This is a genomic window from Streptomyces sp. NPDC050610, assembly GCF_040654875.1.
Classification (GTDB): Bacteria; Actinomycetota; Actinomycetes; order Streptomycetales; family Streptomycetaceae; genus Streptomyces.
Window position 1 is genome coordinate 144,140 of the sequence record NZ_JBFAIV010000006.1, and the last position, 22,091, is coordinate 166,230.

At 72.6% G+C, this 22,091-nt stretch carries 14 protein-coding genes and 1 pseudogene; 14 read left to right on the top strand and 1 reads right to left on the bottom strand.

The window, feature by feature from the left end:
• Positions 1–400 precede the first annotated feature (400 nt).
• From ssd to AB0I22_RS10060, 7 genes and pseudogenes are all read left to right on the top strand, one after another.
• Positions 401–1,510: a septum site-determining protein Ssd gene (gene ssd, locus AB0I22_RS10030; RefSeq protein ID WP_363130211.1), complete on the top strand. Its 1,110-nt coding sequence runs from the start codon at positions 401–403 to the stop codon at positions 1,508–1,510.
• Positions 1,507–2,664 carry a TadA family conjugal transfer-associated ATPase gene (locus AB0I22_RS10035; RefSeq protein WP_363130212.1) on the top strand — a complete coding sequence of 386 codons (1,158 nt, stop codon included), beginning with the start codon at positions 1,507–1,509 and terminating at the stop codon, positions 2,662–2,664. The genes ssd and AB0I22_RS10035 overlap by 4 nt, the downstream gene beginning before the upstream one ends.
• 14 nt (positions 2,665–2,678) lie before the next feature.
• Positions 2,679–3,563, top strand: a complete 885-nt coding sequence (locus AB0I22_RS10040) for a type II secretion system F family protein (protein WP_363130213.1) — start codon at positions 2,679–2,681, stop codon at positions 3,561–3,563.
• On the top strand, positions 3,560–4,351 hold the full coding sequence (locus AB0I22_RS10045) for a type II secretion system F family protein (RefSeq protein ID WP_363130214.1): 792 nt from the start codon (positions 3,560–3,562) through the stop codon (positions 4,349–4,351). Before AB0I22_RS10040 ends, AB0I22_RS10045 begins: the two co-directional genes overlap by 4 nt.
• 77 nt (positions 4,352–4,428) lie before the next feature.
• Entirely contained in the window at positions 4,429–4,626 is a 198-nt protein-coding gene (locus AB0I22_RS10050) for a DUF4244 domain-containing protein (RefSeq protein WP_363130386.1), read from the top strand.
• Entirely contained in the window at positions 4,613–4,963 is a 351-nt protein-coding gene (locus tag AB0I22_RS10055) for a TadE family type IV pilus minor pilin (RefSeq protein WP_363130215.1), read from the top strand. Before AB0I22_RS10050 ends, AB0I22_RS10055 begins: the two co-directional genes overlap by 14 nt.
• Before the next feature lie 7 nt (positions 4,964–4,970).
• Positions 4,971–5,273, top strand: a pseudogene (locus tag AB0I22_RS10060) (Rv3654c family TadE-like protein); the annotation flags it as partial.
• A gap of 267 nt (positions 5,274–5,540) precedes the next feature.
• Here the strand turns inward: AB0I22_RS10060 and AB0I22_RS10065 are convergent.
• Complete coding sequence (locus AB0I22_RS10065) at positions 5,541–7,988, bottom strand: DEAD/DEAH box helicase (protein ID WP_363130216.1); 2,448 nt, start codon at positions 7,986–7,988, stop codon at positions 5,541–5,543.
• Positions 7,989–8,042: 54 nt separating this feature from the next.
• On the opposite strand from AB0I22_RS10065, the gene bldG reads away from it, so the two are divergent.
• From bldG to tmk, 7 genes are all read left to right on the top strand, one after another.
• Positions 8,043–8,384: an anti-sigma factor antagonist BldG gene (bldG, locus tag AB0I22_RS10070; RefSeq protein ID WP_098752640.1), complete on the top strand. Its 342-nt coding sequence runs from the start codon at positions 8,043–8,045 to the stop codon at positions 8,382–8,384.
• A 114-nt stretch (positions 8,385–8,498) separates the two neighbouring features.
• Positions 8,499–8,969, top strand: a complete 471-nt coding sequence (locus AB0I22_RS10075) for an ATP-binding protein (protein ID WP_363130217.1) — start codon at positions 8,499–8,501, stop codon at positions 8,967–8,969.
• Positions 8,970–9,622: 653 nt separating this feature from the next.
• Positions 9,623–12,016 carry a sodium-translocating pyrophosphatase gene (locus tag AB0I22_RS10080; protein ID WP_363130218.1) on the top strand — a complete coding sequence of 798 codons (2,394 nt, stop codon included), beginning with the start codon at positions 9,623–9,625 and terminating at the stop codon, positions 12,014–12,016.
• A 316-nt stretch (positions 12,017–12,332) separates the two neighbouring features.
• Positions 12,333–12,920, top strand: a complete 588-nt coding sequence (locus AB0I22_RS10085; RefSeq protein ID WP_363130219.1) for a small secreted protein — start codon at positions 12,333–12,335, stop codon at positions 12,918–12,920.
• Between the two features lie 209 nt (positions 12,921–13,129).
• Positions 13,130–14,671 carry a methyltransferase gene (locus tag AB0I22_RS10090; RefSeq protein ID WP_363130220.1) on the top strand — a complete coding sequence of 514 codons (1,542 nt, stop codon included), beginning with the start codon at positions 13,130–13,132 and terminating at the stop codon, positions 14,669–14,671.
• Between the two features lie 679 nt (positions 14,672–15,350).
• Positions 15,351–18,230: a type I DNA topoisomerase gene (topA, locus tag AB0I22_RS10095; RefSeq protein WP_363130221.1), complete on the top strand. Its 2,880-nt coding sequence runs from the start codon at positions 15,351–15,353 to the stop codon at positions 18,228–18,230.
• A 315-nt stretch (positions 18,231–18,545) separates the two neighbouring features.
• Positions 18,546–22,076, top strand: a complete 3,531-nt coding sequence (gene tmk, locus AB0I22_RS10100; protein ID WP_363130222.1) for a dTMP kinase — start codon at positions 18,546–18,548, stop codon at positions 22,074–22,076.
• Positions 22,077–22,091 lie beyond the last annotated feature (15 nt).

Below are 22,091 nucleotides of genomic sequence, written 5' to 3' on the forward strand. Positions count from 1 at the left end.
CACCATGGAAGTCACGGATCGTTCGCGACCGTGTCTAACCCGGTCCGACTCCTCCCCCCCCGAGTCGGCCGTGGGGACGACCCCCGCTCTCCCCCCCGGCGGGGGTCGTCGCATGTCCGGACGTGTTTTTACCGTCCGCTCCAGATCGTTCCGCCCCCTCTCGCCAGGCTCCGAACCCGCCGGTCGTGCGTCGATCTTCAGTCATACCCGTCACTGACCGTAATCGCCAGGCTGCGCTCCGGAAGTCACTGGTATAGGTGACTGGGATATTCACAACGACTGAGTTGTCCACAGTTTTGGAGCAAGATCCACACAATTTCCCACTTCGCTGCACGGTGATTCCTCGCGGCGTTCCGCGGAGTTCGCGGATGCGAGAACGCGTAGTGAGAGGGGGAGGACCGTGGCCGGAACCAACGCGTCCGATCAATGGTCGGGAAGCGGTGCGGGACCGAGTGCACCACTGATCATCACCGAGGACGAGCAGCTCCTCGACGATCTGCTGCGCCTGTGCGCGGCGGCCGGCGCCGTGCCCGAGGTGGCGCATGGGATCCCCGCGCGAAGGGGGAGCTGGGAGGCCGCGCCGCTGGTTCTCGTCGGGGACGACTGCGTGCCGAGGCTGGCCGGGGCCGCGCGCCGTGAGGGCGTCGTCCTCGTCGGACGGGACCTCGACGACCCCGACGTATGGCGCCGGGCCGTGATGATCGGCGCCCGCAACGTGGTGCTGCTGCCCGACGGCGAGACCTGGCTCGTGGACCGTCTCGCCGATGTCGTGGAAGGCGTGGGCCGCCAGGCGCTCACCGTCGGAGTCATCGGAGGCCGGGGCGGAGCGGGAGCGAGCACCCTCGCCTGCGCCCTGGCCCTGACCGCGGCCCGCACGGGGGAGCGCACCATGCTCATCGACGGCGATCCGCTGGGCGGCGGACTGGACGTCCTGCTCGGCGGCGAGCAGACCGAGGGCCTGCGCTGGCCCGCCTTCGCCCGCTCGCGCGGTCGGGTGGGCGGGGGCGCGCTGGAGGAATCGCTGCCCGAACTGCACTCCCTGCGGGTGCTCAGCTGGGACCGCGGCGATGCCACCATCGTGCCGCCCGACGCGATGCACGCCGTGCTGGCCGCCGCCCGGCGGCGCGGCGGCACCGTGGTGGTGGACCTGCCGCGACGCGGCGACGACGCGACCATGGAAGCGCTCCGGCAGGTGGACGTGGGGCTGCTGGTGGTGCCGGGGGATCTGCGGGCCGTCGCGGCGGCGCACCGGGTCGCGTCGATGGCGGGCATGGTGCTGGACGACCTGCGGGCGGTGGTGCGCACCCCGTGCGGACCTGGGCTGGACGACGAGGAGATCGCGCGGCTGCTGGGGCTGCCACTGGCCGGGGAACTGCCGCCGGAGCCCGGACTGCGGGAGGCGTTGACGGCCGGCGCTCCGCCCGGAAGCAGCGAGCGGGGGCCGTTGGCGCTGTTCTGCGGGGAATTCTGGGCGCAGGCGCTCGCAGGCGGCGGGAGCGTGGCCGCATGAGCGCCGAACTGCTGGACGCGGTGCGGCTCAGGCTCGCGGAGAGCGGCGCGGAGCCGACGCCCGCGCGGGTCGCCGGAGCCCTGAGGCAGGAGGGGCGGCTGCTGGGGGACGCCGAAGTGCTCCAGGTCGTCGCGCGGTTGCGGTCCGAGCTGGTGGGGACGGGGCCCCTGGAGCCGCTGCTGGCCGAGCCCGAGGTCACCGATGTGCTGGTCACCGCGCCGGACGAGGTGTGGGTGGACCGCGGTGCGGGGCTGGAGCGTACGGACGTGGCCTTCGGCGACGCCGCGGCGGTGCGCAGGCTCGCCCAGCGCCTCGCTGCGGTCGCCGGGCGCAGGCTGGACGACGCCCGTCCCTGGGTGGACGCCCGGCTGCCCGACGGCACCCGGCTGCACGCGGTGCTGCCGCCGGTCGTCGTGGGCTGCACGTGCCTGTCGCTGCGCGTGGTGCGGCCGAGAGCCTTCGCGCTGTCGGAGCTGGTCGCGGCGGGGACGGTGCCGCCGGGCGGGGAGCGGCTGCTCCGCTCGATCCTGGCGGCCCGGCTCTCGTACGTCATCAGCGGCGGGACGGGCTCGGGCAAGACGACGCTCTTGAGCACGTTGCTGGGCCTGGTCGGGCCGGGGGAGCGGATCGTGCTGGCCGAGGACTCCGCCGAGTTGAGGCCGGACCATCCACATGTGGTGCGCCTGGAGACGCGGCCCGCGAATCAGGAGGGCACGGGGCAGGTCACCTTGCGGGATCTGGTGCGGCAGGCGCTGCGGATGCGCCCGGACCGCCTCGTGGTGGGAGAGGTCCGCGGGGCCGAGGTCACGGATCTGCTGGCGGCCCTCAACACGGGCCACGAGGGCGGGTGCGGAACGGTTCACGCGAATGCGGCGGGCGATGTTCCGGCGCGGCTGGAGGCGCTGGGTTCGTCGGCGGGCCTCGACCGGGCGGCGCTGCACAGCCAGTTGGCGGCGGCGCTGGCGGTGGTGATCCATCTGGTGCGGAACGGCTCGGGCCGGCGGCGTATCGCCGAGGTGCATGTCCTCGACCGGGACGCGGCGGGGTTCGTCACGACCGTACCGGCCGCGCTGTGGGGCCCGGACGGGTTCCGGCGGGCCCGTGGCTGGGACCGGCTCGCGGCGCTGTGCGAGCGGGGCGGGGGCGTGTCATGACGGGGTTCGGGGCGATGCCTGAGGCCATGCCGGTGTGCGCGGCGGCGCTCTGCGCGGGGGCGGCCATCTGGTGGTCGGCGGGGCGTGAGGAGGGGGTGCGGCGGGCCCGGCTGCTGCTCGCGGGTGGCGGCGTGGCCGTGCCGGTTGCGGGGGCTGTGCCGCCGTGGGCGGAGGAGTGGCTCGCCCGGCTGCGGGACGTGTGGCGGACGAGGCGTGAGGTGGTGTGTGTGCCGATCGGGTGCGTGCTGGCGCTGCTGGGCGCCTCGCTGCTGCCGCTGCTGGCTGCGGCGGCGGCCATGCCGCTCGTACGGCGGTGGCTGCGGGCCCGGCGGCTGGGTCGGGAGCGAGAGCGGCGGGAAGCGGCGGTGATCGAGGTCTGCGGGGCCCTGGCCGGTGAGCTGAGGGCCGGACGGCAGCCCGGTGAGGTGCTGGCGGGGCTCGCACCGCCGGACCTGGGGCCGTCGTGGCCGGAGGTGGCGGCGGCAGCGCGGTTCGGCGGGGACGTGCCGGGGGCGTTGCGCACAGTCGGGCGGCAGCCGGGGGCGGAAGGGCTGAACGGGATGGCCGCGTGTTGGCGGGTCGCCGTCGACGGCGGGGCCGGACTCGCCGACGGACTCGACCGGGTGGCCGAGGCCCTCAGAGCCGAACGGGATCAACGGGAGGAACTGCACGCGCAGTTGGCCGGCACAAGATCGACGGCCGTGATGCTCGCGCTGCTCCCGGCGTTCGGGCTGTTGATGGGCGGCGCGCTCGGTGCTTCGCCGCTGCGGGTGCTGCTGCACACCCCGGCCGGGCTGGGCGCACTCGCCGTCGGCGGGCTCCTGGAGTGCGCGGGGCTGCTGTGGACGGCGCGGATCGTACGGGCGGCACGTGGGGCGAGTGGGGAGGCGCGGGCGTGAACGGCGAAATTATCCACAGGTTGGGGATAACGGTCGCGCTGTTGGCCGTGGGGGTGTGCGGAGCGGTCTCGGTGGTCGAGGCCCGGCGATGGCGGGCGGCGCGGCGGCGCTCGGCGGCACTGGGGTTCGCGGAGAGCGGGACGGCTGGAGTGTGGAGCCGGCTTCGGGAGCGGTCCGAGCTGAAGGCGCGGATCTCGGATCACCTGCCGGTGGTCGGTGCTGGGCTTGCCGCCTTCATTCTCCTCGGCGGAGTGGTCGGCTGCGCGGCGGGACTCGCCGCGGCCTATGGCGCCCGGCGTTGGCGGCGGCGACGCCGGACTGTCGAGGATGCTCCGTGCGCCGCGGAGGTGGAGCGGCAACTCCCCTTGGCCGCAGACCTGTTGGCCGCCTGCCTGGCTGCCGGCGCGGGGCCCGGAGCGGCGGCCGAGGCGGTCGGTTCCTCGCTGGGCGGCCCGGTCGGCGACCGGTTGGTACAGGCCGCCGCCGAGGTCCGGCTCGGCGGCGAACCCTCCGTCGCTTGGGGGCGCGTGGGCGCGTTGCCCGGTGCGTACGGCATGGCGCGCGCCCTGGAACGGGCCCAGGCGACAGGCGTGCCGGGGGTGCGGCCGATGGCCCGGCTCGCACGCGAGTTGCGGGCGGCCCAAGGCAGAGCGGCAGGCATACGGGCCCGGCGCGCGGGGGTGCTGGCGACGGCTCCGCTGGGGCTGTGCTTCCTGCCCGCGTTCTTGATGGTCGGCGTGGTGCCGGTGGTGATCGGGCTGGCCGCCGGGCTTTCGAGCGGCGGCTGAGGGGCCGAACGGGTTGCGGGCCCCACAAGGGGGCCGAGACGGCTGATGACAAGTGAGACGAGGGGAGTTCGGCAGTGATGATCATGCGGTGGTGTGCGCGGCGCTGTGCCGCGGCGAGGGAGAAGGCCGAGGCCGGGATGACGACGGCCGAGTACGCGATGGGGACGCTGGCGGCGTGCGGGTTCGCCGCGGTGCTTTACAAGGTGGTGACGAGCGGCGCCGTCAGCGCGGCACTCCAGTCGCTGATCGAGAAGGCGCTCCATGCGCAGTTCTGATGCCGACGGGGGCTATGTCACGGCGGAGGCCGCCGTGGTGATGCCGGCTCTGACGATCTTCGGGGTGGCGCTGGTGTGGGGGCTGATGGCCGTCTCCGCCCAGTTGCAGTGCGTGGACGCGGCGCGCGCCGGGGCTCGGGCGGTGGCCCGGTCGGAGCCGGCCGCCGCCGCCGAGACCGCCGCCCGCTCCGCGGCCCCGCGCGGCGCCCGGGTCGTGCTGGGCCGGGAGGGGGACCTGGTGCGAGTGCGGGTGGAGGCCCGCGCGACAGGCCCCGGCCCGCTGGCGCTGAGGCTGAGCGGGGAGGCGGTGGCCCTTGCGGAAGAGGCGGTGGGGTGAGGACGGGATGGCGACGGTGTGGGTGACGGTGACCGTCACGGCGCTGTGCGCGGTGTTCGCCGCCGTGCTGCTCATGGGCCAGGCGATGCTGGCCCGGCACCGGGCCGGCGGAGCGGCGGACCTGGCGGCCCTGGCCGCGGCGGACCACGCCCTGGAAGGTGAGGCGGTGGCGTGCGCCCTCGCCCGGCGGGTGGCCGGGGCGCAGGGCGCGGGGATCGTGCGGTGTGCGGTGCGAGGGGAGGTGTCGGACGTGGTGGCCGAGGCCCGGGCAGGGCCGTACGCGCCGCGAGTACGGGCCCGCGCGGGGCCTGCGACGGCCGGCGGTGGTTCCGCGATAGGCGCGGGCCCGGCCACGGGTGGTGGGCGCATGGTGGGCGGTGGCCCTGCCACGTTCGGTGGACACATGGCGGGCGGTGGGCCTGTCGTGGGCAGTGGGCGGGACACGGGAAGGGAGCTCGTTCCGGACCGGGGGTCGCCGGGGGCCGGCCGGGGCCTGACGGGAACTCAGCTCCAGGGAATCGATGAAGGCCCGGCCTCGCCCGAATCCTTGGCGCGGTTCCGGAGCCTTGGCGAGGGGCTAGTCCGCCTGGGGCGGGGCGGTCTTCAGGAGAGTGGTCAGGAGGCGGATGGCGGCTTTTTTGTCCAGGGGGTCGTTGCCGTTGCCGCACTTGGGGGACTGGATGCAGGACGGGCAGCCGGAGTCGCACTCGCAGGCGGCGATGGCCTCGCGGGTGGCGGTGAGCCAGCGGGCGGCCGTGTGGAAGGCGCGTTCCGCGAAGCCCGCGCCGCCGGGGTGGCCGTCGTAGACGAACACCGTCGGCAGCAGGGTGTCCGGGTGGAGGGGGACGGAGACGCCGCCGATGTCCCAGCGGTCGCAGGTGGCGAAGAGCGGGAGGATGCCGATGGAGGCGTGTTCGGCGGCGTGCAGGGCGCCGGCGAGGGCATCGGGGTGGACGCGGGCGTCGTCGAGCTGGTCCTCGGTGACCGTCCACCACACGGCGCGGGTGCGCAGGGTGCGGGGCGGCAGGTCCAGTTTGGTCTCGCCGAGTACCTCGCCGGTGATGAGTCTGCGGCGGAGGAAGGAGACGACCTGGTTGGTGACCTCGACCGAGCCGAAGCAGAGCCGGGCGTCGCCCCAGGGGATCTCGGTGGTGGTCTCCAGGATGGAGATCGCCGTGGTGTCGCGGGCGGTCGTGGAGTAGGGCGGGGCGGCCTCCTCGACGAGGGCGACCGAGTCGGCCAGGTCCAAGCGCTTCACCAGGTACGTACGGCCCTGGTGGAGGTGGACGGCGCCGTCGTGGACGGCGGTGTGGGCGGCGGAGGCGTCCACGGTGCCCAGGAGGCGTCCGGTGCCGGCCTCGACGACCTGGATGGGGCTGCCGCCCTCGCCGCGGATGTCGGTGAGGTCGGCGGCGCGCTCGCGGCGGGTCCAGTGCCAGGCGGTGGCGCGGCGGCGGAGCAGCTTGCGGGCTTCGAGCTGGGGGAGGAGGTCGGCGGTGGCGGGGCCGAAGAGGTCCAGGTCGCTTTCGGTGAGGGGGAGTTCGGCCGCGGCGGCGCAGAGATGGGGGGCGAGCACGTAGGGGTTGTCCGGGTCGAGGACGGTCGACTCGACGGGCTGCTGGAAGAGCGCCTCGGGGTGGTGGACGAGGTAGGTGTCCAGCGGGTCGTCACGGGCGACGAGGACGGCGAGGGCTCCTTGGCCCGTACGTCCGGCGCGGCCGGCCTGTTGCCAGAGGGAGGCGCGGGTGCCGGGGTAGCCGGTGAGGAGGACGGCGTCCAGGCCGGCGACGTCCACGCCGAGTTCGAGGGCGGTGGTGGCGGCGAGGCCGAGGAGGTCGCCGGTGTGGAGGGCCCGTTCGAGGGCGCGGCGTTCTTCGGGGAGGTAGCCGCCGCGGTAGGCGGCGACGCGCCGCGGGAGGGAGCGGTCGATCTCCGCGAGCCGCTCCTGGGCGATGACGGCGATGAGCTCGGCGCCGCGCCGGGACCGTACGAAGGCGACGGTGCGGACGCCCTGGACGGCGAGGCCGGTGAGCAGGTCCGCGGTCTCCGCTGTGGCGGTGCGGCGGACGGGGGCGCCCTGTTCGCCGTGGAGTTCGGTGAGCGGCGGCTCCCACAGGGCGAAGACGAGTTCGCCGCGGGGGGAGGTGTCCTCGGTGATTTCCGCCACTGTCAGGCCGGTCAGGCGGGTCGCCGCGCGGGCCGGGTCGGCGGAGGTGGCGGAGGCGAGGAGGAAGACGGGATGTGAACCGTAGCGGGCGCACAGGCGGCGCAGCCGGCGCAGGACCTGGGCGACGTGGGAGCCGAACACGCCCCGGTAGGTGTGGCACTCGTCGATGACGACATAGCGCAGGGCGCGCAGGAAGGAGGCCCAGCGGGGGTGGGCGGGGAGTACGGACCGGTGGAGCATGTCCGGGTTGGTGAGCGCGTAGTTCGCGTACTGGCGGACCCACTCGCGCTCCTCGACCGGGGTGTCGCCGTCGTAGACGGCGGGGCGGACGCGGTTGCCGAGGGGGGCGGCGAGCTCGCGTACCGCGCGCCGCTGGTCGTGCGCGAGCGCTTTGGTGGGGGAGAGGTACAGGGCGGTCGCGCCCCGTCCGTTGGGCGCCTCGGCCCCGTCGAGCAGCGCGCTGAGGACCGGGGCGAGGTAGGCGAGGGACTTGCCGGACGCGGTGCCGGTGGCCACCACGACGGACTCGCCGCGCAGCGCGTGCTCGGCCGTGCGCGCCTGGTGGGCCCAGGGGCGGTCGATGCCGGCGGCCCGAATGGCATCGATCACTTCCGGCCGGATCTGCGAAGGCCAGGGGGCATGACGGCCCTCACGTGGGGGCAAGTGCTCCGTATGAGTGATGCGTGCAGCACGGCCCGCCCCGGCGGCGAGGCGGTCCAGGACCGTGCGGGGAGAGGGGCGTGCGCCCGCGCGCGGCGGGAGTTGGTCGGCGGCCATCGACACCGAGTGTGTCACCGGCATGACGGACAATGGCGTCAAGGCGTCGTGCTCGCCTGCCGGTAAGTGATTGAATGCCATCGCGGCTGCCGATCCATGGGGGGCGACCGCTCGATGCAAGGTGCTGGAGGATCCGTGGACCTGTCCCTGTCGACCCGGACTGTCGGCGACCGAACGGTCGTCGAGGTCGGTGGCGAGATTGATGTATACACCGCGCCCAAGCTGCGTGAGCAGCTGGTCGAGCTTGTCAACGACGGTAGTTACCACTTGGTCGTGGACATGGAGGGCGTCGACTTCCTCGACTCCACCGGGCTCGGCGTGCTGGTCGGTGGCTTGAAGCGAGTGCGGGCCCATGAGGGTTCGCTGCGCCTGGTGTGCAATCAGGAGCGCATTCTGAAGATCTTCCGTATCACCGGTCTGACCAAGGTGTTCCCGATTCACACCTCGGTGGATGACGCGGTGTCGGCGACCGACTGACGGTTGCCGGAGGAAGACCGCCGCGCCGGGGTTCCGGGCTGAGGCCCGGTCCCCCTGCGAGTTCGCCCTTTTCCGGGAGACGGGGAGAGGGCACGTACGACCGAGGGGGATGGCATGGCCACCGTCGAACTGCTCTTCAGTGCCCTGCCCGAGCACGTCCGTACCGCCCGCCTCGTGGCGGCAGCGGTGGCGCGCCGGGCCGGGGTCGACGAGGCCGTGCTGGACGAGGTGCGCCTCGCGGTCGGCGAGGCGTGCACACGCGCGGTCGGGCTGCATCTCACCTATGGGGTGACCAGCCCGGTCCGGGTCGTGCTCATCGAGGATGAGAAGAAGTTCTCCATCGAGGTCGGCGACGACGCGCCCCGTGCCTCCGCCGGTCTGGTGCCGGGGGCTCGCGGGGAGAGCGCCGATGGCGGCGCGCCCCTGCCCCTCGCGGTGCCGGAGGAGACCGGCGCCGAGGCCGACGACGAGATGGGACTCGCCGTGATCAGCGGTCTCGTCGACGATGTCGAGGTGACGTCGGACGAGAGCGGCGGCCTCATCCGTATGACCTGGCCGACGACACCCGCTTCCGTTCTTCCGTAGCGGCTGCTGTGCTGCCGTAGCGGCGGCGGCGTGTGGCTGTCTTGGCGTGAGGGTGTCGCGTAACGCCCGCAGCGCGCTTCCGTCCTTCCATAGCGGCGCTGCGTCCTTGGCGTGCCGTACTTTCGCGACGCGCCGGAGCGCGTGCCGTACACCGGGCAGGGCCGCTGGTCCCGTCCGGTGGTTGTGCGTGCCCGGTAGCCGTACCTGCGGGGCGGTCGGGCGCGTCCGGTAGTTGTACTTGCCCGGGAGCGGTGTGTGTCCGGAAGCCGTCCCCGTTCGGCAGTCGTGTCGGCCGGCGGGCCGTGCCCGTTCCGCGGTCGCGTGCGCCCCGTCGCCGGGGTCCTGCTCACCCCCTCTGATCTGGGGCGTTCATAGGATTCTGAGATCCTTTTATAGATCATTTTCAGTGCGTCAGTGAATTACGCGCTCTCCTTCGTCCGGGCGAATTTCCGGGCGTACTCCTTTTGATCTTCCCTGGTGCAGGCTAATTCCCTCCGCTTCCCTCCACGGCGCTCTGTTTTGATCTCGCCGGGCTCCCTACAATCCGTCCACATCTTGAGCTCAGGACGCCTGAGCGTGGCGGCTGTTCCGCGGTCGTTCTCTACGGTCGCAGAACAGCTGCGCGCCCATGTGCCAAACGTCAAGGAGGACGAATGGCGGGGCCTATTACCCCTCATCAGGCCGGCTTCACCACCCAACTGGCCGCGGAACTGACCGACGACAACCGCATGCTGGTGATGGTGATCGCGGTGGTCGCGATCGCGGCGCTGGCGCTCGCGGTGGTGCTGGTGCGCCAAGTGCTCGCCGCCGGTCAGGGCACGGACAGCATGAAGGAGATCGCCGCGGCCGTACAGGAAGGCGCGAATGCCTATCTGGCCCGGCAGATGCGCACCCTCGGCATTTTCGCCGTGGCCGTGTTCTTCCTGCTCATGCTGTTGCCGGCGGACAACTGGTCGCAGCGCATCGGCCGCTCGGTCTTTTTCTTGATCGGCGCGCTCTTCTCGGCGGCCACCGGCTATATCGGCATGTGGCTCGCGGTGCGCAGCAATGTGCGGGTCGCGGCGGCCGCCCGTGAGGCGACGCCCGCCGAGGGCGAGCCGGCCAAGGACCTCACCGAGGTCGCGCACAAGGCCACGAAGATCGCTTTCCGTACGGGCGGCGTCGTCGGCATGTTCACCGTGGGGCTGGGCCTGCTCGGCGCGTCCTGCGTCGTGCTCGTCTACGCGGCCGACGCCCCCAAGGTGCTGGAGGGCTTCGGCTTCGGGGCCGCGCTGCTGGCGATGTTCATGCGTGTCGGCGGCGGCATCTTCACCAAGGCCGCCGACGTCGGCGCGGACCTCGTCGGCAAGGTCGAACAGGGCATCCCGGAGGACGACCCGCGCAACGCCGCGACCATCGCGGACAACGTGGGCGACAACGTCGGCGACTGCGCGGGCATGGCGGCGGACCTCTTCGAGTCCTACGCCGTGACCCTCGTGGCCGCCCTCATCCTCGGCAAGGTCGCCTTCGGCGACGCCGGGCTCGCCTTCCCGTTGCTGGTCCCCGCGATCGGCGTGCTCACCGCGATGATCGGGATCTTCGCGGTGGCACCGCGCCGCAGCGACCGCAGCGGCATGACGGCGATCAACCGCGGCTTCTTCATCTCGGCCGTCGTCTCCCTGGTGCTGGTGGCGGTCGCGGTGTTCGCGTACCTGCCGTCCACCTACGCGGACCTCAAGGGCATCTCCGATGCCGCGATCCGCTCCCATGAGGGCAATCCGCGCGTTCTGGCGCTCATCGCCGTCGCCATCGGCATCGTGCTCGCGGCCCTGATCCAGCAGCTCACGGGGTACTTCACCGAGACCAGCCGGCGTCCCGTGCGGGACATCGGCAAGTCCTCGCTGACCGGGCCCGCCACCGTCGTGCTGTCCGGGATCTCGCTCGGCCTGGAGTCCGCGGTCTACACGGCGCTGCTGATCGGCCTGAGCGTGTACGGGGCGTTCCTGCTCGGCGGCACCTCGATCATGCTGGCGCTGTTCGCGGTCGCGCTCGCCGGTACGGGTCTGCTGACGACCGTCGGCGTCATCGTCGCGATGGACACCTTCGGCCCGGTCGCCGACAACGCGCAGGGCATCGCCGAGATGTCCGGCGACGTCGAGGGCGCGGGCGCGCAGGTGCTGACCGACCTGGACGCGGTGGGCAACACCACCAAGGCGATCACCAAGGGCATCGCCATCGCCACGGCGGTGCTCGCGGCCTCCGCGCTCTTCGGCTCGTACCGCGACGCGATCGCCACGGCGGTCGGCGATGTGCACGCGAAGGCCGGCGAGATGGGCCTGAGCCTGGACATCTCGCAGCCCAACAACCTGGTCGGGCTGGTGCTCGGGGCCGCGGTCGTCTTCCTGTTCTCGGGGCTGGCGATCAACGCGGTGTCGCGGTCGGCGGGCGCGGTGGTCTACGAGGTGCGGCGGCAGTTCCGCGAGCACCCCGGGATCATGGACTACAGCGAGAAGCCGGAGTACGGGCGCGTCGTCGACATCTGCACCAAGGACGCTCTGCGCGAGCTCGCCACGCCCGGTCTGCTCGCCGTCATGGCCCCGATCGCGGTCGGCTTCTCGCTCGGCGTCGGCGCGCTCGGTTCGTACCTCGCGGGCGCGATCGGCACCGGCACGCTGATGGCGGTCTTCCTGGCCAACTCCGGCGGCGCGTGGGACAACGCCAAGAAGCTGGTCGAGGACGGGCACCACGGCGGCAAGGGCAGTGAGGCGCACGCGGCGACGGTGATCGGCGACACGGTCGGCGACCCGTTCAAGGACACGGCCGGACCGGCGATCAACCCGCTGCTGAAGGTGATGAACCTGGTGGCGCTGCTGATCGCGCCGGCGGTGGTGAAGTTCAGCTACGGCAGCGACGCCAACGCGGGGCTGCGGGCCGGCGTCGCGGGGCTGGCCATCGTGGTGATCGTCGTCGCGGTGTACGTGTCCAAGCGGCGCGGCATCACCGTGGGCGAGGAGGAGGACGGCGCCGAACGGGTGGCGAACACCGCCGATCCCGCGGTGGTGTCCTGACGGCGGAATCTCCTCGTGAGGGGACGGGCGGGTGGTGCGCGCGGGCGCACCGTCCGCCCGTCCGCGTTTCCGCCTTGGCGTAAGCGGGGACGGGCCGAGGCAGTGACGTGCCGAGGCGCTGATGCGCTGATGCGCTGATGCGCCGAAGTGTCGGAGCGTTGGTACGAGGCCCGGCCGCCGGCTCAGGTGCGGTGAATGCCACGGCCAGCTTGATGCAAATGGCTACAAAAGATGTCACATCGGATGCCCAGCTCATGGCCCGCACACCTTGGACGTGTAAGTTCCGGGGCCGAAGGCCATGGAAGGGACCGAACCGGTGAACAAGAAACTTGTGGCCCCGCTGTCCGGCGGTGCGGCACTCGTACTAATGCTGACCGGCTGCGGCGGCGACGACGGGAACAAGAAGCTCGACGACTGGGCCAAGAAGGTCTGCGGCCAGATGCAGCCCCAGGTCAAGAAGGTCCTGGACGCCAACAGCGCGATCGCGTCGGTGCAATTGGAACAGGACTCCAAGAAGATCCAGCAGACCGACTCGGCTGCCTTCCAGGACAACGCCGACGCGTACAAGTCGCTCGCCACGTCGATCGACAGCGCGGGAGCGCCGCCCGTCAAGGACGGCGACACCACCCAGAAGAACGCCGTCAAGGCGCTCAAGGACCTCTCCGGGGCCTACGAGGGTCTGAAGAAGCAGATCGACGGTATGAACACCTCCGACAAGCAGAAGTTCGCCGACGGCCTCAACGGCATCGTCTCGGGCCTCAACAAGCTCAACGGCAAGAGCGAGAACGCGCTGAAGAAGCTTCAGGCGGGCGATGTCGGCAAGGCGATGACGAAGCAGCCCGGCTGCCGCAAGACGTCGACTTCCGCGACTCCCTCCGGTTCCGCGTCGGCCTCCGCTTCGTAGAAGTAGCGGCGGCCGCGGGCTCGGGGCGGCTGTCCCGTGCGCGCGACAGCGGGCCCGGGGCCACAGCGGGCCCGGGGCCACCGCGTGCGCGGGATGGCCTCGGGCCCGCTCCGTGACGGGCCCACCCGACGCCTGCCGGCGGCCCGGCCGCGCCGCCCCGCGAAGGCGTGGCGCCGGGCTGTCGCCAATTGTCAGTGGTGCCCCCGACAATGGATTCCGTGAGTACGCACCGTCTTCCCGCCGCCGACCTCGCGCGCACGGACCGCCTGCGCGAGGCGCTCCTCGCCGCCGCCTTCACCGCCGACGGCCTCCTCGACCTGCTGGGCGCGCCCGCCTACGCGGCGCTCGCCCGCAGCGAGACCGTGCCCGCCCTGCGGGCCACCCGTGGCGAGAGCCCGCTGGAGACGCTCGTCAGACTCTTCCTCCTCCAGCGCCCCGTGGCGTACGAGCGGGCCGCCGCCGCCCTCCCCGTCGAGGACTGCCTCGCCGACGGCTGGCTGGCCCAGGACGGCGCCGACGCCTCCGCCGTACGGGCGACGGTCGACGTGCGTCCGTATGGCGGGCCGGAAGGGCAGGACTGGTGGGTCGTCGCCGACCTGGGCTGCGCGGTCGGCGGCGCGGGCGGACTCGCCGGCACGTCCGGTGTCGACCGTTCGCAGCTGGTGCTGGGCGTGGGCGGCGCGTCCACCACGCTGGCCGGGATCACTGTGCGTACGCCCGTGGAGCGCGCCCTCGACCTCGGTACGGGCTCCGGCATCCAGGCCCTGCACGCTGCCCAGCACGCCACCCGGGTCACCGCCACCGACCTCAACCCCCGCGCCCTGCACGTAGCGCGGCTGACCCTCGCCCTCTCCGGCGCGCCCGCCGCCGACCTCCGTGAGGGCTCGCTGTTCGAGCCGGTCGCCGACGAGACGTTCGATCTGATCGTCTCCAATCCGCCCTTCGTCATCTCGCCCGGTGCGCGGCTCACCTACCGCGACGGGGGGATGGGCGGGGACGACCTGTGCCGCACGCTCGTGCAGCGGTCCGCCGACCATCTCAACGACGGCGGCTACTGCCAGCTGCTCGCCAACTGGCAGCACGTGGAGGGCGAGGACTGGCGCGAGCGGCTCTCCTCCTGGGTGCCGCGCGGCTGCGACGCGTGGATCGTGCAGCGCGAGGTGCAGGACGTCACGCAGTACGCGGAGCTGTGGCTGCGCGACGGGGGCGATCACCGCGCGGACCCGGCCGAGTACGCCGCGCGGTACGACGCCTGGCTGGACGAGTTCGAGGCCCGTAAGACCAAGGGGGTCGGCTTCGGCTGGATCACGCTGCGCAAGTCCGGCGCCGACCAGCCGTCCATCGTCGCCGAGGAGTGGCCGCACCCGGTCGAGCAGCCGCTCGGAGACGCTGTACGGGCGCATTTCGAGAGGCAGGACTTCCTGCGCTCGCACGATGACGCGGCGCTGCTGGCCGCGCGGTTCCACCTCGCGGCGGAGGTCGCGCAGGAGCAGGTCGGCGCGCCCGGCGCGGAGGACCCCGAGCATGTGGTGCTCCGTCAGAACCGCGGTATGCGGCGGGCGACGAAGGTGGACACGGTGGGCGCGGGGTTCGCGGGGGTCTGCGACGGGTCGCTCAGCGCGGGCCGCATTCTCGACGCCATCGCGCAATTGATGGAGGAGGATCCGGTGTTGCTCCGGGACCGTACGCCGGACTCGATCCGACTCCTGGTCGAGCAGGGGTTCTTGACTCCGGCCGGACCGTCGGACTGATCGTCCGCCCGTGGTGCTCCGCGGGGCGACCGGCGGAGCGATCAGGGGGCGCCCGCCGGGTGTCCCGTGGCGGAGGGGGAAGGGCGCGTATCGCCGGTGGGCGATATGAGTTACGCCACCGTGCCGGGAGGTGTGGACGCGCGCTCGGCGGTTTGCCGGGCATTTCCGTCCGGCTGATCCGGCCAGGGCGCGCCGCCGCTCGGCCGGTCGGGCGCCGGTCGCGCCGCGCCGGAGGGGCGTACGGACATGAACACGTGTGGACGCGAGCAGTTGCGGACCTGGAGGGGGTCGGCGGGCACCCGGGCCGGAGCTCCGGCCGGCCCGCTGACCGGCACCCCGGCCGAACCCGCGCTCGCACAAATGGACGTACCTACGGTCGTACGCCTGACCTGCCCGTACGCCCGGTTACCCGGCCGTCGCCGCCGGCCGATCCGGAGTCGGTCGGTCCGCGGTCCCTGGTCAGGCCCGGGCTCCGGGGCCTGGCTGATACGGGCCGCTGCCGCCGCGCCCTTCCCGTCGGCCGTGTGCCGGTCCGGGCGGCAGACAGGACGCTTGTCGGGTTACCGTTCGAGTGGCGTTGCGGGCTTTTTCCGTTTGACACGGGGGCGGGATGTACCGTCACACTCCGCAGCGTCACCGCAGCGCCTACACCGAGTGTCGACCGGAGAGAAGAGCGAAGTTGTCCCCGACCAGCGAGACCGCACACGGCGGCCGCCGACTCGTCATCGTCGAGTCGCCTGCCAAGGCGAAGACGATCAAGGGTTACCTCGGCCCCGGATATGTCGTCGAGGCGAGCGTCGGGCACATCCGCGACCTGCCGAACGGGGCCGCCGAGGTTCCGGCCAAGTACAAGGGCGAGTCATGGGCCCGCCTCGGCGTGAACGTGGACGCCGAGTTCCAGCCCATCTATGTCGTGAACCACGACAAAAAGGACCAGGTCAAGAAGCTCAAGGAGCTGCTGGCCGAGTCCGACGAACTCTTCCTCGCCACCGATGAGGACCGGGAGGGCGAGGCCATCGCCTGGCACCTCCAGGAGGTCCTCAAGCCCAAGGTCCCCGTCCGCCGGATGGTCTTCCACGAGATCACCAAGGACGCGATCCGCGACGCCGTCGCCCACCCGCGCGAGCTCAACAAGAAGCTCGTCGACGCCCAGGAGACCCGCCGCATCCTCGACCGCCTCTACGGCTACGAGGTCTCGCCGGTCCTGTGGAAGAAGGTCATGCCGCGGCTGTCCGCGGGCCGCGTCCAGTCGGTCGCGACGAGGCTCGTCGTCGAGCGGGAGCGCGAGCGCATCGCCTTCCGCTCCGCCGAGTACTGGGACCTGACCGGCACGTTCGCCACCGGCCGGCCCGGTGACGCGAGCGATCCGAGCACCCTGGCCGCCCGCCTCGCCACCGTCGACGGCCGGCGCGTCGCCCAGGGCCGCGACTTCGGGTCGACCGGCACGCTCAAGGACGGCTCGCAGGTCCTGCACCTCGACGAGGCGAACGCCCGCGCGCTGGCCGCCGCCCTCGCCGACACCGCGTTCACGGTGCGGTCCGTCGAGTCGAAGCCGTACCGCCGCTCGCCGTACGCGCCGTTCCGCACGACCACCCTCCAGCAGGAGGCGTCGCGCAAGCTCGGCTTCGGCGCGAAGTCCACGATGCAGGTGGCCCAGAAGCTGTACGAGAACGGCTTCATCACCTATATGCGTACGGACTCCACCACCCTCTCCGACACGGCCGTGCAGGCCGCGCGGGCGCAGGTCACGCAGTTGTACGGATCCTCCTACCTGCCGGACAAGCCGCGTACGTACGCCGGGAAGGTCAAGAACGCGCAGGAGGCGCACGAGGCGATCCGCCCTTCGGGTGATCGTTTCCGCACTCCGGCCGAGACGGGTCTGCGCGGCGATCAGTTCAAGCTCTACGAGCTGATCTGGAAGCGGACCGTGGCCTCCCAGATGAAGGACGCGGTCGGCGACTCCGTCACCGTGAAGATCGGCGGCACCAGTTCCGACGGCCGGGACGCCGAGTTCACCGCGTCCGGCAAGACGATCACCTTCCACGGCTTCATGAAGGCGTACGTCGAAGGCGCCGACGACCCCAACGCCGAGCTCGACGACCGCGAGCGGCGGCTGCCGCAGGTCGCCGAGGGCGACGCGCTGCGCGCCGAGGAGATCTCGGCCGACGGCCACGCCACCAAGCCCCCGGCCCGCTACACCGAGGCGTCGCTGGTCAAGGAGCTGGAGGAGCGGGAGATCGGCCGCCCCTCCACGTACGCCTCGATCATCGGGACCATCCTCGACCGCGGCTACGTCTTCAAGAAGGGCACGGCGCTCGTCCCGTCCTTCCTGAGCTTCGCCGTGGTCAACCTGCTGGAGAAGCACTTCGGCCGGCTCGTCGACTACGACTTCACCGCCTCCATGGAGGACGACCTCGACCGCATCGCGCGCGGTGAGGCGCAGGCCGTGCCGTGGCTCAAGCGCTTCTACTTCGGCGAGGGCGGGGGAGCAGGCGTCGGCCAGGGCGGCGCGGCCGACGCGGGCAACGGCGACGGCGACCACCTCGGCGGCCTCAAGGAGCTGGTCAGCGACCTCGGGGCGATCGACGCCCGGGGGATCTCCTCCTTCCCGGTCGGCGACGGCATCATGCTGCGCGTCGGGCGGTACGGCCCGTACGTGGAGCGCGGCGAGAAGGACTCCGAGGGCCACCAGCGGGCGGACGTCCCCGAGGACCTGGCGCCCGACGAGCTGAGCGTCGCGTACGCGGAGGAACTGCTCGCGAAGCCGAGCGGCGACTTCGAGCTGGGTACGGACCCGGAGTCCGGGCACCAGATCATCGCCAAGGACGGCCGGTACGGCCCGTACGTGACCGAGGTGCTGCCCGAGGGCACCCCGAAGACCGGCAAGAACGCGGTCAAGCCGCGCACCGCCTCGCTCTTCAAGTCCATGTCCCTCGACACGGTGACCCTGGAGGACGCGCTCAAGCTCATGTCGCTGCCGCGCGTCGTCGGCACGGACGCCGAGGGCGTGGAGATCACCGCGCAGAACGGCCGCTACGGCCCGTACCTGAAGAAGGGCACGGACTCGCGGTCCCTGGAGCGCGAGGAGCAGCTCTTCACCATCACCATCGACGAGGCGCTCGCGATCTACGCGCAGCCCAAGCAGCGCGGGCGGGCCGCCGCCAAGCCGCCGCTCAAGGAGCTGGGCACCGACCCCGTCAGCGAGAAGCCGGTGGTGGTCAAGGACGGCCGCTTCGGCGCGTACGTGACGGACGGCGAGACGAACGCGACGCTGCGCCGCGACGACGAGGTCGAGACGATCACGCCCGAGCGCGGGTACGAGCTGCTGGCGGAGAAGCGCGCCAAGGGCCCGGCCAAGAAGACCGCGAAGAAGACGGTCAAGAAGGCCCCCGCGAAGAAGGCCACGGCCAAGAAGGCGACGGCAGCGAAGAAGGCTGCCCCGGCGAAGAAGACGGCCGCCAAGAAGACGACGACCGCGAAGACGGCGGCGAAGAAGACCGCGGCCAAGAAGGCCCCCGCGAAGAAGGCCACCGTCAAGGCGGCGGCCGCGGAGGACTGAGGTCCGCTCCCGGGCTGAGGCTTGGGGCGCCCCCCGGTTGGGGGCGGTCGGTTACTGGAGTGTGAGACGGCTCGTTCCCGCCGATGGGTGGTGGGGGCGGGCCGTCGCTCGTCGGGCGGTGGCGGGGTTCATCGGGCGTTGGTGAGGTTCGTCGGGTGCTGCCGGGGCTCTTCGGGTTATTCAGGGGGCCGGAGTCGCCAGGGCGGGATAGGCGGGTGTTTCGGCCTGGTGGTCGCCAAAATGGCCGGTTTTCGTATTCCGGTCATCTGTTCGGGCAGGCCGCGTAGATCCGCGTGCTGCGGATAGGCTGGCAGGATGACGCGTGCCGAGCAGCCAACGGTCGTGACCCCCACATCCGGCGCCCTAGCAGCGGACTCCCGCGAGCGCGCCGTGCGGGCACTGCTGCGCATCCCCCCGCTGAAGCGGTTGTGGAGCGCCCAGTTCGTCGGCGGTGTCGGGGACTCACTCGCCCTTCTTGTCCTTGTTCTCCTGTCGCTCCAGGCGGCCGTCACCAATGGTTCCCTGGGAGGCGGTTATCGGGGTGCGGCCTTCGCGGTCGCCGCCGTCTTCGGCGCGCGGCTGCTCGCGACGCTGCTCTTCGGCGCGGTCCTGCTCGGGCCGCTCTCCGCACTGATCTCCCCGAGCGGACCGCTCGACCGTCGCTGGACCATGATCGGCGCGGACGGCGTCCGGCTCGCGCTGCTGATCGTGGCGCCCCTGTGGGCCGACCTGACCCCCGACAGCGCCTTCGCGTGGCTGCTGGTCACGGCCTTCCTCGCCGGGGTGGCCGAGCGCTTCTGGACCGTCGCCAAGGACGGCGCGGCCCCCGCGCTGCTGCCCTCCCCGCCCCCCGAGGGCGCGGCGGTACGCCCGCTGCCGGACCACTACGACGCGCTGCGGCGGCTGTCGCTGCGTACGACCTTCATCTCGCTGCCCGTCGCCGGGGCGGCGCTCGTCGTCGTCTCGCTCATCGGGAAGCTGATCGGTACGGGCGTCGACTGGTTCGACACCCACCAGGCGGCCATCGGCTCGTACGTGGCCGCCGGGCTGTTCGCGGCGTCCGTCTCGATCCTCTATCTCCTGCACCTTCCCGGCGCGCAGACCCCCCGCGCGCGCTCCCCGCTTGAGGGGATGCGCCGCCCCAAGACCCCTGAGGGCCCCGACCGGGGCCGTACGGGCGCGATCCCGGTACTGGTACTGGCATGCGCGGCCATCGCCGGAGCGATCGCCGCGGCCGTCGCCGTCGCCGCGCTCCAGGCCATCGACCTCGGCGGCGGCCCGGTCGCCTACGGGCTGCTCGTCCTCGCCCTGTCCGGCGGCCCCGTCATCGGCATCCGCAGCGCGACGAAGGTCCTGCCGGGCTTCTCCCGCCGCCGGCTGCTGGCGCTCGCCGTCGCGCTGACCGGCCTCGCGCTGCTCGTGGCGGGCCTGGTGCCCGACACGACGACGGCCCTGCTGCTGGTCCTGCTGGCGGGCGTCGCGTCCGGTGTCGCCGCCGCGACCGGCCACGCCCTCCTCGACCAGGAGACCGAGGAGGGGCGGCGGGCCCGTACGACCGAGCATCTGCATGCCGTGGTCCGGCTGGCCATGGCGATCAGCGCCGTCGTCGCCCCGGTGCTGGCCGCCGCCATCGGGCCGCACCGGCTCATCAGCGGCAACTTCGTCTTCGCGCACGGCGGCGCGGCGTTCACGCTGATGCTCGTGGGCGCGCTGCTGCTGCCCGTCGCGGCGCTCGTGCTCGGCAAGACCGACGACCGGCACGGCGTACGGTTCCGGCGCGACCTGCTCGACGTGCTGCGCGGCGGCGACCCGGTGCAGGCCCCGTCCGGCACCGGCTTCTTCCTCGCCTTCGAAGGCGGTGACGGCGCGGGCAAGTCCACGCAGGTGGAGGCGGTCGCCGAGTGGATCCGCGGCAAGGGCCACGAGGTGGTCGTCACGCGCGAGCCGGGCGCGACCGCGATGGGCAAGCGGCTGCGCTCGATCCTCCTCGACGTCTCCTCAGCCGGGATCTCGGACCGCGCCGAGGCCCTCCTGTACGCGGCGGACCGCGCCGAACACGTCGACAGCCTCGTCCGCCCCGCCCTGGAGCGCGGCGCCGTCGTCATCACCGACCGCTACATCGACTCCTCCGTCGCCTACCAGGGCGCCGGCCGCGACCTGTCCCCGACCGAGATCGCCCGTATCTCGCGCTGGGCGACCGACGGCCTCGTGCCGCACCTGACGGTGCTGCTGGACGTGTCGCCGGAGACGGCGCGCGAACGGTTCACGGAGGCGCCGGACCGGCTGGAGTCGGAGCCGGCCGAGTTCCACCAGCGGGTACGGGCCGGCTTCCTCACCCTGGCCGCCGCCGACCCCGCCCGCTACCTCGTCGTAGACGCCGGTCAGGAACCGGAGTCCGTGACCACGGTCGTACGGCACCGGCTCGACCACCTTCTCCCGCTCTCCGAGGCCGAGATCAAGGCCCAGGAAGAGGCCCGCAAGGCAGCGGAGGAGGAGGCCCGCCGCAAGGCGGAGGAAGAGGCGGCCCGCAAGGCCGAGGAGGAGCGGCTGGAGCGCGAGCGCCAGGAGCAGCTCGCCAAACTCCGCGCCGAGGAGGAGGAGCGCAAGCGCCGCGAACTCGAAGAGGCCCGCCGCCTCGAAGCCGAGCGCCAGGCCGAGGAGGCCCGCAAGGCGGAGGAAGAGGCCGCCCGCAAGGCCGAGGAGGAGCGCAAGCGCCGGGAGGCGGAGGAGCGCGCCCACGCCGCCGAGCAGGAGCGGCTGCGCAAGCAGCACGAAGAGGAGGCGCGGCTGCGCGCCGAGGCGGAGGCGCGCCGGCTGGAGAAGCAGCGCAAGGCCGAGGAGGCGCTGCTCCGGGCGGAGCAGGCGCGGGTGGCGGCTGCGGCCGCGGCGGCTCGGAAGGTGCCGGAGGCTTCGGCTGGGTCGGGAGTTTCGGCCGGGGCAGGGGTTTCGGCCGGGTCGGGGGAGCCGGGGCTTTCGAAGGGGCCGGTCGTACCGGGGACTGACGCGCCGACTGTTGAGACGCCTGCTGTGCAGGAGGCGCCGGATCAGTGGGGCTCGCGCTTCGGTTCGGATTCCGGCTCGGGTTCGGGTTCGGGTTCTGACTCCGGCTCCGGTTCGCACGCGTCCGGTTCGGACTCGGAGAAGACGCAGACGGTGGAGACGCCGCGGGTGGATCCTCGGGCGGGGTCGTCGCGGGCGGATTCCCGTACGGATTCCCGTGCGGATGCGGATGCGGAGGCCGGTGGCGGAGCGCGGCCGATGGACGAGACGGCGGTGCTGCCGTCCGTACGACCGGAGGAGGGCGGTGCTTCCGGCACTTCTGGCGCTTCCGACGCTTCCGCTTCCGGTGTGTCGGACTCGGAGGAGACGGCCGTGCTGCCGCAGCCGCCGCAGGGCGCGATGGACGAGACGACGGTGCTCCCGCCGGTCCGCCCCGAGCGGTCGGCGGACCCTGCGGACCGGGTGCCGCCGTGGCTCTTCCGGCCGGAGGACGAGGGGGCGCGACCCGCCTCGCCGGAGTCGGAGAACGAGCGGACGCGCGAGCTTCCGCAGGTGGACCCGGACCGGTTGTCGCAACAGCAGGCACAACAGCAGGCAGAGCGGCAGTCGCAGCAGGGGCGTGGCCGTCAGGGGCAGGGGGCGCGGTCGTCTCAGCCGCCCCAGTCGTCCCAGTCGTCTTGGGGGGCGCAGCCGCATCAGGCGCCGCAGTCGTCCCAGGAAGAGCGTGGCGGCGACCGCAAGCGGCGCCGTCCGGAGTGGGCGGAGGAGACCCCGCTCGACGATCTGCCCACGCTCGCGGACGAACTCCTCGGCAGGCCGGACGAAGACCGGCGCAGGGGCCGCTGAGCCGGTGAAGTGTAA